A 14,877-nucleotide genomic window follows, 5' to 3' on the forward strand; every position below is an offset into this window, starting at 1 on the left:
CCCTTCACCTATAAACTGCTTATAGATAGGATAATATAAGGAAAGTGAAGGGTGAAGAGAATGTCCATTATAACTCTTCGCATACCCGCATTTCCATACCTTTATATACCACTACAATCTTGTGTAGTTGCGTGGAGCCAATAGCTTGTTTCACTGTGTCCGTATCGGCATAGCGGTTGGCTTGGGCGATGGCTTCCTGACGCAATTCCTCCACACGGTTTTCAGAATCGCGATATTTGGCGTATTTCAACTCAACGATGTAGCTGTGCTTCATGTCAGAATATATGTCCAACATGGGACAAAGGAAAATATCGACGTAACCCGCTTGTGTATCTTGCTCGGAGATAGGACGGTAGAAGCGGTTTTGCGCGGTCATGGCCAAGGTGAAGCCGTGAACGAAGAATTCGCCCTTTTGCTTGTCACGCTGGGATGCATAACGTTTCAGGCAGTCGGCAATGTAGCCGAAATAGGCTTGCCAATTGCCATCATAGGCAAGCTGACTTGAAAGTTCGCTCTTTTCGTAGCTGCTGAAATTCAAGTCTGCGTCGTTGTAGGTATTCAGCAAATAAGTGTAGAGCTGCTCTTGAACCACCAGGTTCGGAATGGTCAGTTTGGTCTTTCCTTTATATATTCCGCTAATGGTCAACATTCCGAAATAGTAGAGCAGGCTTATAAAATTGTCCGGATTGGTGATGTTGACGGCAGGGAAACCTTTCTTCAGTTCACCGGTGATATAGCCTTGACTCACTAAAGTCTGAATGACGGAAGCATCGTGTGCAAACTCCTTATCCTTTCGAATGAGCATACGCAGCTTTTCATAGTCGATACGTATATTATCTTCTATCATTTCTTGTGGTGCTTTGCCGTTATCTATGTAATTCTTCACGAAGTAGAGCACCATGTTGGAGTTGTATATGGTAGTTTCACCGTAACAATCCTGCGCGAAGCAATAATTGTCGTACCACGGTTTCATTATTTCCATCAGTTCGTCAACAGTATGGCGGAAAGGGCTGTTTGTTGAATAATAAGTCAGCATTTCGCGCACTTCTTCTTCGGTGAACCCCATCATTTGGTTAAATTGGGGGGTAAGTGAGTAGTTCGTGCCGATGTTGAAGCCACTCGTCAGGTCATCCATCGTTACGGGGCTTACGCCGGTGATGAAACAACGCTCTATGCTGGAATAAGTTCCTGCCTTCACCTTATTGAAGAAAGCACGCAGATAACCTTCGCCATGCGTTTCATCAGTGTAGCGGTGCAAGCTTTCCGCATCGGAAAGGATGGCGTTGGTGAAGTGGTCGTATTCGTCGATGAAGAGATACATTTTCTGTCCGGCACGTTCGCACTCCGAAACCAAATAGTCCAGTTGGTTGACAGCCCCGTCCTTTTCGTCCAATCGTTCTCTGATACCTTGTGGCAGGAGGTCGGAATAGACTTCACAGAAGAAGTCGAAGCGGATTTGGCAATGTGCATCCAGTCCTTTTCGATAATCGTTCAGTTCGCTGGTGATGCCTGAAAAGTTGAGGTAAAGCACCAGGTAGCTGTTGCGGTTTGCTGTGGGATGCTTCCCGATGTAGAGGTCGCCGAATAAGTCGTCGAACTTATCGCGGGTACGCACATCGTAGTAGTGTTGCAGTACGTTCAGCGTGAGGCTTTTGCCGAAGCGGCGGGGACGGATGAAGAAGAAGAACCGGTCTGCCTGCTCTATCATAGGAATGAAGCGGGTTTTGTCTACATAATAATAATCTTCGCGGCGGATGACTGCGAAGTTCATCATACCGTAAGGCAAACGCTTTCTGTTGGGTACTATATATTCCATTGGATCCATTTCATGTCCTCCTGCTGATTTCTTATTTAACAACTTGCTTCTTTAGCGTTAACGACACAAAGATAGTAAAAGTTCTTTTGGGTACGAGGCATCCTCAAAAAAGTATTGGAAAAACTCATTCACACAAAGAACTGCAGCCCTGACAAAGCTATTCTGAAACAGCAGTGAAGGGGCGGAAATAATTCTCGGGGTTAGCTTGTATTTACTGGAAGATACTGTATTTTTGTGCAGAACTAAAAAAACAGATTATGTTGGACATTATTTTGATCGTAATTAGTGCCCTTTGTATGATAGCCGGGTTAGCAGGTTGTATTCTGCCGTTTCTTCCCGGTCCGCCTATTGCTTATGTGGGGTTGGTCATTCTGCACTTCACGGATAAGGTACAATATTCTACGACACAATTAATCGTATGGCTATTGATTGTTGCTGTTTTGCAGGTATTGGATTATTTCACTCCGATGCTGGGAAGTAAATATAGTGGCGGTAGTAAATGGGGGAATTGGGGATGTATTGTAGGAACTCTTGTCGGTCTTCTTTTCTTGCCTTGGGGTATTATTCTTGGTCCGTTTCTAGGGGCGGTGATTGGTGAACTATTAGGAAATAAAGAGTTCTCGCAGGCACTCAAATCAGGTGTGGGCTCTTTACTCGGATTTATATTCGGAACTTTACTGAAGTTCGTTGTCTGCGGTTATTTTTGCTATCAATTTATCATAGGTCTTATTCGGTAACCTATTTGATGTTGTAAAACATTCGTAAGAATAACCTATCTATTGCCTTTACATAGAGTACTAAATCGATGTGTGTTCGTCTTTATTAAAGTAGCACATTGAGGTAGTACCATGAAAAAGACTTTTACTTATCTTTCTTTTATCATCTTCTTGGGGTGGTTTCCCTTGCTTTTTGCGGGAGAAATTTATGTATCCCTGCAGGGGAATGATAAGAATCCCGGGACAAAGGAAGCCCCGTTTAATACATTAAACCGGGCAATCAAACAGGCTCGTGAATGGCGTAGACTGAATCGGCCGGAAGTAGCCGGAGGAATTTATATTCGTTTGGAAGAGGGTGTTTATGCCCAGCGTAATTCTCTGTTTCTTCGTCCGGAAGATAGTGGAACGCCCGATTCTCCAACGGTGATTTGTGCAGTAGATGGTGCTCATCCTGTGATTAGTGGTGGAGTTGCTGTTACGGGATGGAAGCGTGGATGTAATCATCCGGCAATTCCTGAAAAGCTAAGGCAGAAGATATGGTCGGCAGAGGCTCCCCTAATAGGAAATAGAAGAGTCGAAACCCGACAAATGTGGGTGAATGGTCATAAAGTTCAAAGAGCTGCTCAATTTCCTGACGGAGGATGGGAACGAATGATTGACTTCAATCCGGAAGAGCAAACAATTACAATTCCCGTTTCTCAAAGTGTAAATCCGAAAAGACTTCAAAGTGCCGGTCAACTAGAAATGATTGTTCATCAACGTTGGGCGATTGCTATTTTGCGTGTGAAAAGTATAGACGCGAAAGATGGACAAGCTGTAGTTCGCTTCCATGAACCCGAAAGTCACCTGGAGTTTGCGCATCCCTGGCCGCAACCCGTCATCGGAGGAGAGAAAGGCAATTCTTCCTTCTGCCTGACCAATGCACTGGAATTGCTGGACCAACCCGGTGAATGGTTTCAGGAATATCCTTCCGGCACGATTTACTACTATCCGCAGGCAGACGAAAATATGGAAACAGCTGAAGTGATTATCCCTGCCTTGGAAACTTTAGTGACCATAGACGGTACATTGTCCCGTCCGGTAGAGCATATACAATTTGACGGAATTACTTTTGAGCATACCTCCTGGATGCGTCCTTCTTATCAGGGACACGTCACCTTGCAAGGGGGATTTCCTTTATTGGATGCCTATAAACTACAAGAACCGGGGCTTCCGGAAAAAGCGGAACTGGAGAATCAAGCCTGGATCACCCGTCCCGAAACGGCGATACGTGTAAGAGGTGCCGAACATATTGATTTCAAACATTGCACGTTCCGTCATTTATCGTCCACCGGACTGGATTATGAATGGGCCGTTACTGCATCGAGCGTCGAAGATTGTCAATTTACGGATATTGGAGGAACGGCTTTACTGGTCGGCGCATTTCCGGACGGAGGATTTGAGACGCATATTCCTTTTATTCCTGCTGACGTACGGGAATTATGTTCTCATATTACTATCAGAAACAATTTCATAAGTAATGTGACTAACGAAGACTGGGGATGTGTAGGTATCGGCGCCGGATATGTCAGAAACATGGATATTTCTTATAATGAAGTTTGCCATCTGAACTATTCAGGGATTTGTGTAGGCTGGGGATGGACATCGCTGGAGAGCGGAATGTGCAACAACCGGATAGAAGCAAACTATGTACATCACTTTGCCCGTCGGCTATACGATGCAGGCGGTCTGTATACTCTTTCCAACCAACCGGGTTCCGTCATGCGAAATAACCGGATCGAACATTTAATCGAAGCCCCCTACGCTACGAATGACCGGGCTTTTTATATCTATCTGGATGAAGCTACGGACGGATATACAATGGAGAACAACTGGTGTCCCTCTGAACGTTTTGATTCGAACCGCCCCGGGAAAAAGAACGTGTGGAAGAATAACGGGCCTCAAGTGGCGGACAGTATTAAGTACAAAGCCGGAAGAATAAAGCAAGATTGAAACAAAACACAGTGAACTGGCATAGCAGTCAATAAACTAGTGTAATAATCATTAGAGCTAAACTAGTATGGTAATCATTCCGACTAATATGATAATTATAGTAATCAATAAACGATATTTAATCAATAAAATAGATGAAACCAACGAACTACCACTTATTTGATTTCCTTGATTTCGATACCGAGTTATCAAGGAATGAGTCGCTTTGGAAAGCATACAAGCCAACGGCTGTTTATGAAAAGGAAGGAGATATTTACGTAGCAGTTCCCTTTCAGAAGCAAAAGCTGGCTAACGATATGATGGCGGATACCGATGTTCCCCAGGAGGAATATACGTTAATCATCCGTCAGTATAACATCGGAATCACCCGCTTGTTTCTTGGCTTCGGCAATTATGTACTGACAGATGAGTCGGAAATGCTGCAATTCAGTGACCGGATTCAGAAAGTGCCCCTGTTTATAAAAGAACAAAAAGGGAAATGGATTCTTTCGACAGAAGACGGAACGAAGCGTGCCGTTATCAATGTGGAAGAGCCTCTATTAGACCGATGGAGCGAATTGCTTCCCGACCCTCAAGAAACGCTTGACATCACTTTATACCCTGACGGAAAACGTGAAATCCGCTTGTCAGCCTACGACCATTTTTCGCCTCCCCGTTACGATGCGCTACCTGTTGCCTTTTGCAAACGCGACGGTCGGAAAGAACGTGCAACACTTTCTTTTGAATGTAAGCCCGATGAATGTTTTGCCGGAACCGGAGAGCGTTTCTTTAAAATGGACTTAAGCGGACAGACTTTCTTCCTGAAAAACCAGGACGGACAAGGAGTCAATAACCGGCGTACCTACAAAAATATCCCCTTCTATCTATCCAGCCGAATGTATGGAACATTCTACCATACATGTGCTCATAGCAAGCTCTCGCTGGCCGGACATTCCACCCGTTCCGTCCAGTTTCTAAGCGACCAGGCATTGTTGGATGTATTTGTGATAGGCGGTGATACGATGGAAGATATTCTTCGCGGTTATCGTGACCTGACCGGCTATCCGTCTATGCCGCCTCTTTGGAGTTTTGGCGTTTGGATGAGCCGTATGACTTATTTCAGTGCCGATGAAGTAGACGAAATATGCGACCGCATGCGTGCCGAACATTATCCCTGTGATGTAATTCATCTGGATACGGGCTGGTTCCGTACCGATTGGCTCTGCGAATGGAAATTCAATGAAGAGCGGTTCCCCGATCCGAAAGGATTCATCGGGCGGTTGAAAAAGAACGGCTATCGTGTTTCTTTATGGCAACTTCCATACGTTGCAGAAAATGCAGAGCAGATTAATGAAGCCAGAGCCAATGATTATATAGCCCCATTGACCAAACAACAAGCGACCGATGGTTCCAACTTCTCCGCCCTGGATTATGCCGGAACAATCGACTTTACTTATCCGAAAGCAACCGAATGGTACAAAGGACTATTGAAACAACTCCTGGATATGGGAGTAACCTGTATCAAAACCGATTTCGGTGAAAACATCCACATGGATGCCCTCTATAAAGGCATGAAACCGGAATTGTTGAATAACCTGTATGCCTTGCTTTATCAAAAGGCCGCTTACGAAATTACGAAAGAAGTGACAGGTGACGGCATTGTCTGGGCACGTTCCGCATGGGCGGGATGCCAGCGTTATCCTTTGCATTGGGGAGGCGATTCATGCAGTTCCTGGGATGGAATGGCAGGTTCTCTGAAAGGCGGTCTGCATTTCGGCCTGTCGGGATTTGCTTTTTGGAGCCATGATGTTCCCGGCTTCCATACATTGCCCAATTTTATGAACTCGGTAGTAGCAGATGATGTGTACATGCGCTGGACCCAATTCGGCGTATTCACATCGCATATCCGTTATCATGGAACCAACAAGCGTGAACCCTGGCACTATCCGGCCATAGCTCCGTTGGTGAAAAAGTGGTGGAAATTGCGTTATTCGCTCATTCCATACATCATAGAACAAAGTAAACTAGCTATAGAAAGCGGCTATCCGCTCTTGCAGGCACTCATTCTGCATCATCCGGAAGATAAACTTTGTTGGCATGTGGATGATGAATACTATTTCGGCAATGATTTCCTGGTAGCTCCGGTGATGAACAGCGAGAACCGTCGAGATATCTATCTTCCCGAAGGAAAATGGGTGAACTTCTTTACGGGAGAACATCTGGAAGGAGCACGCTGGTTGAAAGACGTATATGTTCCATTGGAAGAAATGCCCGTATATGTGCGTGAAAATGCCGTGATACCCATCTATCCGGAAGACGTGGACTGTACGGATGAAATGGATTTAAGCAAGAGCATAGCTCTACGCATAGATAATGATTATAAAGGATTTTGGAATAGATAAATAGAAATAACTCAAGTTTTGTAAGTAGCCTGAAAGGCTTACATAATATAGCGTAGGGTAATACCTTACGCTATATACCAAGAGGCTTTCAACCTAATAAATTACTTCCGAAACTTGAGTAGAATAAATAAAAAATGGCAGAGTATGAAAACATGGAAGAGTAATTTAGAAGAAACAAAACAACGTTATATAAATTGGTGGAACCATAAAGGAATCATTCTCAATATGTGGGAACACTTCCAGGAAGGAGTGCAACCACATGCAGAGATAGTACCTCCCGCGCCGGCAAAAGATTTGTCGCAAAAATGGTTCGACCCTCAATGGAGAGCTGAATATCTGGACTGGTACGTAGCGCACAGCAGTCTGAAAGCGGATATTCTTCCGGTTGCGAATACCCAACTGGGTCCCGGTTCTCTAGCCGCCATCTTAGGCGGAGTGTTTGAAGGCGGGGAAGATACCATCTGGATTCATCCCAACCCGGATTTCACCGATGAAATAGTCTTTAACCCCGAACACCCGAACTGGATTCTTCATAAAGAACTCCTGAAAGCCTGTAAAGCGAAAGCCAACGGACACTACTTTGTCGGTATGCCCGACCTGATGGAAGGACTGGATGTTCTGGCCGCACTGAAAGGAACGGATAGGGTATTACTGGACACAGTGATGCAGCCCGAAATCCTGGAACAACAGATGCAGCAAATCAATGACATCTACTTCAAAGTATTTGATGAACTATACGACATCATCCGTGAAGGCGACGAGATGGCTTTCTGTTATTTCTCGTCCTGGGCTCCCGGAAAGATGAGTAAACTGCAAAGTGATATTTCGACTATGATTAGCCAGGATGATTATCGTCGGTTTGTGCAACCTTTTATTCGTGAACAATGTCAGAAGATTGATTATACCCTTTATCATCTGGATGGAGTGGGAGCCATGCATCACCTGCCTGCCTTGCTTGAAATTGAAGAATTGAATGCGATTCAATGGACTCCCGGAGTGGGTGAACCACAGGGTGGTTCTCCCAAATGGTACGATTTGTATAAGAAGATTCTTGCAGGCGGAAAGAGCGTGATGGCTTGCTGGGTGACATTAGACGAACTAAAACCTCTATTGGATCATATCGGCGCGGACGGTGTACATTTGGAAATGGATTTCCATAACGAAAAGGAAGTGGAACAGGCTATGCGGATTGTCGAAGAATATACCGGCTCTTCTACCTCTGTAAATACCAATGAACATCAACAGGATGCAGACTTGGCAGCTACCGGACAGGAACGTATTTGTATACGGGAAGAACAACACGAGGAAGAGGATAAACTGCAACCTCTGTATGAAGCCATTGTTGCCGGGAAACTGGAACCTGCGGTTGAAATCACCCGGCAAGCCATTGCAGAAGGAGTAGCTCCCCAAATGATTATCAATAATTATATGATTAAAGCAATGGGTGAAGTGGGACAACGTTTCCAGGATGGAAAAGCTTTTGTTCCTCAACTGTTGATGGCAGGACGTGCCATGAAAGGGGCTTTGGAACTACTGAAACCTTTATTGGCAGGAAGTGCTTCCACTACAATCGGTAAGATTGTCATCGGTACAGTGAAAGGAGATCTCCATGATATTGGTAAAAACCTGGTGGCTTCCATGCTGGAGGGTTGCGGCTTTGAAGTCATTAATATTGGTATTGATGTGACTTGTGACAAGTTTGTGGAAGCTGTGAAGGAAAATCATGCTGACATCTTGTGCATGAGCGCATTGCTGACTACTACCATGATGTATATGAAAGAGGTTATCCAGGCATTGGAAGAGGCCGGTATTCGTAATCAGGTGAAAGTGATGATTGGCGGAGCACCCGTCAGTCAGGGTTTTGCTGACGAAATCGGCGCGGACGGATATAGTGACAATGCGAATACAGCCGTGGCAGTTGCCAAAGAACTGATCCGTGTAATCCGTGCCTAAAAGAAAATTAGATTTAAACTTACGTTACTTATTTAATACTTGAATTATGCATGTGAAATTCTTAGAGACATTAGATTGGAGTATTCTGATTGCCTACTTCCTGATTTTGATAGCTATTGGTATATGGGCAAGTTCAAAACGAAAAAAGGGGAGTAGTCTTTTCCTTGCGGAGAATTCGTTGAGATGGTATCATATCGGCTTTTCCATGTGGGGGACGAATGTCGGACCTTCCATGTTGATTGCTTCCGCAAGTGCCGGATTTACTACCGGTATTGTTTCGGGGAATTATGCTTGGTATGCATTTGTCTTTATATGTCTGCTTGCTTTTGTCTTTGCTCCCCGATATTTGGGTAGTCGCATCACGACATTGCCCGAATTTATGGGAAAACGTTTCGGGCAATCTACCCGTAACATCCTTGCCTGGTATACCATTATTACCATTCTTATTTCATGGCTTGCATTGACCTTATTTGCCGGTGGAGTCCTGATCCGTCAGGTCTTCGATATTCCTATGTGGCAATCGGCATTGCTGTTACTTGTCATCTCCGCTTTCTTCACGATGCTCGGCGGACTGAAAGCTGTGGCCTACACGAATGTATATCAAATGATACTGTTGATTGTAGTATCAGCCACACTGGCTATCATGGGAATCTATCAAGTGGGTGGTGTAGGAGCACTGGTGGACGCCGTTCCGGCGGATTACTGGAATCTTTTCCATCCAAATGATGACCCGGCTTTTCCTTGGCTACCTATTATCCTGGGTTATCCTATTATGGGAGTTTGGTTTTGGTGTACGGATCAGTCGATGGTGCAACCGGTTCTTGCTGCCAGGAATCTGAAAGAAGGACAGATGGGAACTAACTTTACCGGATGGCTGAAAATCTTGGATGTACCTCTTTACATTCTTCCCGGCATTATCTGCCTCGCTTTATTCCCACAATTGGAGAATCCCGATGAGGCTTACATGACAATGGTGACTCATCTGTTCCCGACAGGAATGGTCGGCTTGGTATTGGCTGTATTGACAGCAGCATTGGTAAGTACTGTCGGCTCTGCATTGAATGCATTAAGTACGGTATTCACGATGGATATCTATGTGAAGAAAATCCGACCGCAGGCAAAACAAAGAGAGATTATCAGAGTGGGACAAGTGGTTACGGTAGTCGGTGCACTGATTTCTGTGATAATAACCATAGCGATCGACAGTATCAAGGGACTGAATCTATTTAATGTTTTCCAGTCTGTACTGGGATTTATAGCTCCTCCGATGGCAGCCGTATTCCTCTTTGGCGTGTTCTGGAAACGCACCACTACTCTGGCAGCTAATATGGCTCTGACATTGGGAACAGTGTTCAGTATCGGAGTAGGAATCTTGTATTTATGGGTGTTTCCGGCAGAACAATATGATGCCTGGCCTCATTTTATGCTGCTTTCCTTCTACTTATTCGTTATCATCGGAATAGGTATGATAGTAGTTAGCCTGTGGGATAAGTCTCCGCAATTGGGAACCTTGAATATGGAAAAGATAGAGGACAAACCTGCACGAATTGTTCTTATCCTATGGGGATTACTTATTGTGACCATGATCGGGCTTTACATCTTCTTCAATGGCCACTAGTTTTTTATTCACTACAGAGGATGCAGAGGACACAGAGATTATTATCTAATAATAAAAGACTCTGTGTCCTCTGTGGTGAAACTATTTTCTACGAAAACAATTTTCATACGTACACAGCCCGCAAGTATATTCCAACTTACGGACATGTGAACCCACTCCAATAATACCACTTACAGATTTGATGGGAATCATCAGGCTGGAATCTGTCAACTGAATACCACAGGGTGAAGCGACCGGAAATAAGGAGAATAGTTTTTGTTGTTCCGATACGTGCCATCCGCAATAACCAGGGCTGTATCTGTTAGTGTGCTTCCAACCTCTCTTTTCGATAAATGCAGCCAACTCCTCTTCCATGCAATCAGCAGCCTTCTCTGCAATGATGCTCCCCAATGAGTCTGCTATATATACTTTCACCATGTCGTTCTCTTGCTGAAGCAGATGTTGAAACTCCTCAAATTCGACTCCGGCAGTTGCGGTAAAAAAGGCAAAGGTTTCCGAACCCCGTAGTTGGCGGGCAATAGTTTTACCGATTGAGAGAATCGTATCTTTTACAGCCAGTGTTGCTTTTTCAGTGTCAAGCAGTCCGTCAGTGATGAAAAAGAAAAAACGGGGACGAAGAAGGGGAGTGATACGGTCAAGTAACATATTTATTTCTTCTATGACCATTCCATCCGGCATAGAATCTTTATATCCCATCGTCTCGTAAATTTCAGACGATGGGATTTGCAGTTTCTGATAAGTAAGTTCCTGTTCAACCATTATTGAACTCTTCCAATGCGGTATAAAATGCGTCTATATTAATAGAAGGTGTATGTGGCGGAATATCACAACCACTTGACAATACGAAATTCGGGTATGCACGGGTAGCTTCCAATAGTTGCAAAGCCGCTTCCTTCATAGTCTCCGGACCTGCCATCTTGAAAAGGTTCACCGGGTCCAGATTTCCCATTGCCAGTGCATCGGCCGGAACCTCTTTCAACGCTTCCTCCATCTTAATTTTATTCCCGAAATGATAAGCGGCTGCACCGGTATAAACCATCGCTTGTGTGCAATTCCCTGTGTTTCCGCAATTATGAAGCACTACGGCAAAGTGATCATCCTGTACCTTCTCTATTATTTCTTTCACAAATAAAGAAGAATATTGCAGGCAATCTTCGTTGGATAACAATCCCGCAGCAGGTTCAGCCATGATTACACCGTTCACACCGGTTGCTTTCAATGCCATGCAATAGCGGGTGATGAAGTCGCTGCATTTTCTTAATAACGTATTGGCTGCATCGGGATTAATATAAATCAGCATCATGATTTCCGACATATCATACAAACGTCCGGCCAGCGAGTAAGGACCGATGCAACCGGCAAAAACCGGACAGTCTGTTATATTTCTGGCTGTCAGCATATTCGCTTTAAGATATTCTGGGATTCTTCCTTTATTCAATGCCGGAACTTCCAGCTTTTCAATAGCAGCTTCATCCGTCAGCAAACGGCCGGAAACACTGGGCACCTCATTTTCCGGAAAGATAATCTCTGCCCCGAAAGCTTCCGCTTCTACCGTCAGATCCATGATAACGGTTGCTGCCGCAGCCGGATACTTGTCACAAAGAGCTTTGATAGCCTCATAATGAACCTGTCCGTTTGTTACCGCATCATGCACCGTTTTCCCGATAATTTCGATACCCGGATGTGTCATGATCGGAATTGCAATCGTTTCCTTACGTTGGATCGTTTGGCTGATCCATTCTTTCATATTCAGTTTACCCATAATTTCAGTTTTTAATATCGTCTTGTAATAAAGACGAAGTTGCCCTTCTTTTGTAATCTCGTATATGATAAAATCTTATACTAATATAAAAATAAAGCTGCCCTTCAAAAAGAAGAACAGCTTTACACCTATTTGATTTATCTTCAAGCTTTATTTTACCGGAATCTTATCAATACGGTTCTGATGGCGTCCGCCGTCAAATTTGGTAGAGAAAAACTCTGTCAAAATCATATCCGCTTCTTCAGTGCTGATGAAGCGTCCCGGCATAACCAGTACATTAGCGTCGTTGTGCTGACGAGCCAGATGCGCGATTTCTGCATTCCAGCAGAGAGCAGCACGTACCCCTTGGTGCTTGTTCAGCGTCATATTGATTCCGTTTCCACTGCCGCAGATAGCGATACCGGGATAACATTCTCCCGATTCCACTGCAAGAGCCAGCGGATGAGCATAATCCGGATAGTCTACGCTTGCGGTAGAGTTCGTTCCGAAATCCTTGTAAGCCCAGCCTTTTGCTTCCAGCCAGCCGCGAACATATTCTTTCAGTTCAAAACCGGCATGGTCGCATGCTAATCCGATTGTTTTCATTAGAGCATTGCTTTTACTTGGTTATATACGTTCTCGGCAGTAAATCCGAGTTTCTCGTCCAATACTTTATAAGGAGCGGAGAAACCGAAAGATTCCAATCCCCAAACTTTACCGTGGCAACCTACCAGACCTTGAAGAGTGACAGGCAGACCGGCAGTCATACCGAAAATCTTTGCATCTGCCGGAAGAATAGCTTCCTGATATTCTTTCGGTTGGTTGCGGAACAGACCTTCAGACGGAGCAGATACAATGCGTACCTTCACGCCATCTTTGCGAAGTAACTCTGTGCCGGCTACCAATGTAGCCACCTCAGAACCTGAAGCCACCAGGATAACATCCGGATTTTCGTCGGAACCTGCTACGATATAAGCACCCTTGGCTGCCTGTTCATAGTCTGTTCCTGCCGGTAAATTGGCAATATTCTGACGGGAGAAGATCAATCCTGTCGGAGTAGACATATTTTCCATAGCAAGTCTCCAAGCGATGGTTGTCTCTTCTGCATCAGCCGGACGAAGTACCAGCATAGAGTTATGTCCCTTGTGGTTTTTCAGTTTTTCCATCAGGCGGATTTGAGCTTCCTGTTCTACCGGTTCGTGAGTAGGACCGTCTTCACCTACGCGGAATGCGTCGTGTGTCCAGATGAATTTCACCGGTTGTTCCATCAAAGCAGCCATACGTACGGCAGGTTTCATGTAGTCGGAGAATACGAAGAATGTACCGCAAGCTGCGATCACACCACCGTGTAAAGACATACCGATACAGATACAAGCCATTGACAATTCAGATACACCTGCCTGGAAGAATGCTCCGCTGAAATCACCTTTCTTGAAAGAATGAGTCTTTTTCAGGAAACCGTCAGTCTTGTCAGAATTAGAAAGGTCGGCCGAAGCAACGATCATATTTTCTACCTGTGTAGCAAGTGCGCCCAATACGGTTGCAGATGCAGCACGAGTAGCGCTACCTGCTTTCTGTTCGATAGCAGCCCAGTCCACTTTCGGAGCTTTGCCCGAGAAGAAGAGTTCCAGTTTTGCAGCCAGTTCCGGGTTTGCTTTCGCCCATGCAGCTTTCTTTGCATACTTTTCAGCAACGATCTTTTTCAGTTCTTCTGCTCTTTTTGCATACAGTTCGGCTACTTCCGGGAATATAACGAACGGGTCAGTAGGGTCACCACCCAGATTCTTGATTGTATTTACATAAGCGTCGCCACCGAGAGGAGCACCGTGTGTAGCGCAGTTAGCTTCATAGCTGCTGCCGTCTGCCTTGCGTGCACCTTTACCCATTACGGTTTTACCGATAATCAGTGTCGGACGTTCTTTTTCAGCTTGTGCTTCTTTGATTGCCGTACGGATTTCGTCAGGATCATTACCGTTGATACTAAGTACGTTCCATCCCCATGCTTCATATTTCATGGCAGTATCTTCGACGGTTACATCTTTCGTTTCTGTAGAAAGCTGAATATCGTTAGAGTCATAGAACATAATCAGGTTGTCCAATCCCAGTGCACCGGCAATACGTCCGGAACCTTGAGAGATTTCTTCCTGAATACCACCGTCAGAGATGTATGCGTAAATGGTCTGGTTCATCACCTCGTCGAAACGGGCTTTCAAGAATTTGGCAGCGATAGCAGCACCTACTGCAAAAGTGTGTCCTTGTCCCAGCGGACCGGAAGTATTTTCGATGCTACGCATGATGTCCACTTCAGGATGTCCCGGAGTAGGGCTTCCCCATTGACGGAATTCTTTCAGTTCGTCCAAAGTGAATTTTCCTGTCAATGCCAGCGTAGAATAAAGCATCGGAGACATGTGGCCCGGGTCGAGGAAAAAGCGGTCACGTCCTTCCCAACGGGGATTTTCAGGATCGTATACTAGAAACTCAGAGAAGAGTACATTTACAAAATCAGCACCACCCATGGCGCCACCCGGGTGACCGGAATTGGCTTTCTCAACCATTGAAGCAGCAAGAATACGGATGTTATCCGCTGCACGATTCATAAGTTTGTTATCGTTCATATCATTAAAATTTAATTGATTTCTGTCAGATTGTTCGCAAAGATA

General features: G+C 44.9%; 10 protein-coding genes. 5 read left to right on the forward strand and 5 right to left on the reverse strand.

The window, feature by feature from the left end:
• Positions 1–67 precede the first annotated feature (67 nt).
• Entirely contained in the window at positions 68–1,825 is a 1,758-nt protein-coding gene (locus tag GD631_RS13020) for an AAA family ATPase (RefSeq protein ID WP_143257625.1), read from the reverse strand.
• Positions 1,826–2,073: 248 nt separating this feature from the next.
• Here GD631_RS13020 and GD631_RS13025 point away from each other — a divergent pair, with 248 nt between their 5' ends.
• The 5 genes from GD631_RS13025 (at position 2,074) to GD631_RS13045 (ending at position 10,476) form a co-directional block, all read left to right on the forward strand.
• Complete coding sequence (locus tag GD631_RS13025; protein WP_009041096.1) at positions 2,074–2,553, forward strand: DUF456 domain-containing protein; 480 nt, start codon at positions 2,074–2,076, stop codon at positions 2,551–2,553.
• 111 nt (positions 2,554–2,664) lie between these two features.
• Entirely contained in the window at positions 2,665–4,524 is a 1,860-nt protein-coding gene (locus GD631_RS13030; RefSeq protein WP_143257381.1) for a right-handed parallel beta-helix repeat-containing protein, read from the forward strand.
• Between the two features lie 134 nt (positions 4,525–4,658).
• A complete protein-coding gene (locus tag GD631_RS13035) occupies positions 4,659–6,905 on the forward strand; it encodes a glycoside hydrolase family 31 protein (RefSeq protein ID WP_143257382.1) in 2,247 nt (748 codons plus the stop codon).
• A gap of 144 nt (positions 6,906–7,049) precedes the next feature.
• Positions 7,050–8,858 carry a corrinoid protein gene (locus tag GD631_RS13040; protein ID WP_143257383.1) on the forward strand — a complete coding sequence of 603 codons (1,809 nt, stop codon included), beginning with the start codon at positions 7,050–7,052 and terminating at the stop codon, positions 8,856–8,858.
• 46 nt (positions 8,859–8,904) lie between these two features.
• Positions 8,905–10,476 carry a sodium:solute symporter gene (locus GD631_RS13045; protein WP_143257384.1) on the forward strand — a complete coding sequence of 524 codons (1,572 nt, stop codon included), beginning with the start codon at positions 8,905–8,907 and terminating at the stop codon, positions 10,474–10,476.
• A gap of 81 nt (positions 10,477–10,557) precedes the next feature.
• On the opposite strand, the gene GD631_RS13050 is transcribed toward GD631_RS13045, so the two are convergent.
• From GD631_RS13050 to GD631_RS13065, 4 genes are all read right to left on the reverse strand, one after another.
• Entirely contained in the window at positions 10,558–11,235 is a 678-nt protein-coding gene (locus tag GD631_RS13050; protein ID WP_143257385.1) for a vitamin B12 dependent-methionine synthase activation domain-containing protein, read from the reverse strand.
• Positions 11,228–12,238 carry a uroporphyrinogen decarboxylase family protein gene (locus GD631_RS13055; protein ID WP_143257386.1) on the reverse strand — a complete coding sequence of 337 codons (1,011 nt, stop codon included), beginning with the start codon at positions 12,236–12,238 and terminating at the stop codon, positions 11,228–11,230. Before GD631_RS13055 ends, GD631_RS13050 begins: the two co-directional genes overlap by 8 nt.
• 150 nt (positions 12,239–12,388) lie before the next feature.
• Complete coding sequence (gene rpiB / locus GD631_RS13060; RefSeq protein WP_004297448.1) at positions 12,389–12,823, reverse strand: ribose 5-phosphate isomerase B; 435 nt, start codon at positions 12,821–12,823, stop codon at positions 12,389–12,391.
• Entirely contained in the window at positions 12,823–14,832 is a 2,010-nt protein-coding gene (locus GD631_RS13065; protein ID WP_143257387.1) for a transketolase family protein, read from the reverse strand. The genes rpiB and GD631_RS13065 overlap by 1 nt, the downstream gene beginning before the upstream one ends.
• Positions 14,833–14,877 lie beyond the last annotated feature (45 nt).

The organism is Bacteroides luhongzhouii (genome assembly GCF_009193295.2).
GTDB classification, from domain to species: Bacteria; Bacteroidota; Bacteroidia; order Bacteroidales; family Bacteroidaceae; genus Bacteroides; species Bacteroides luhongzhouii.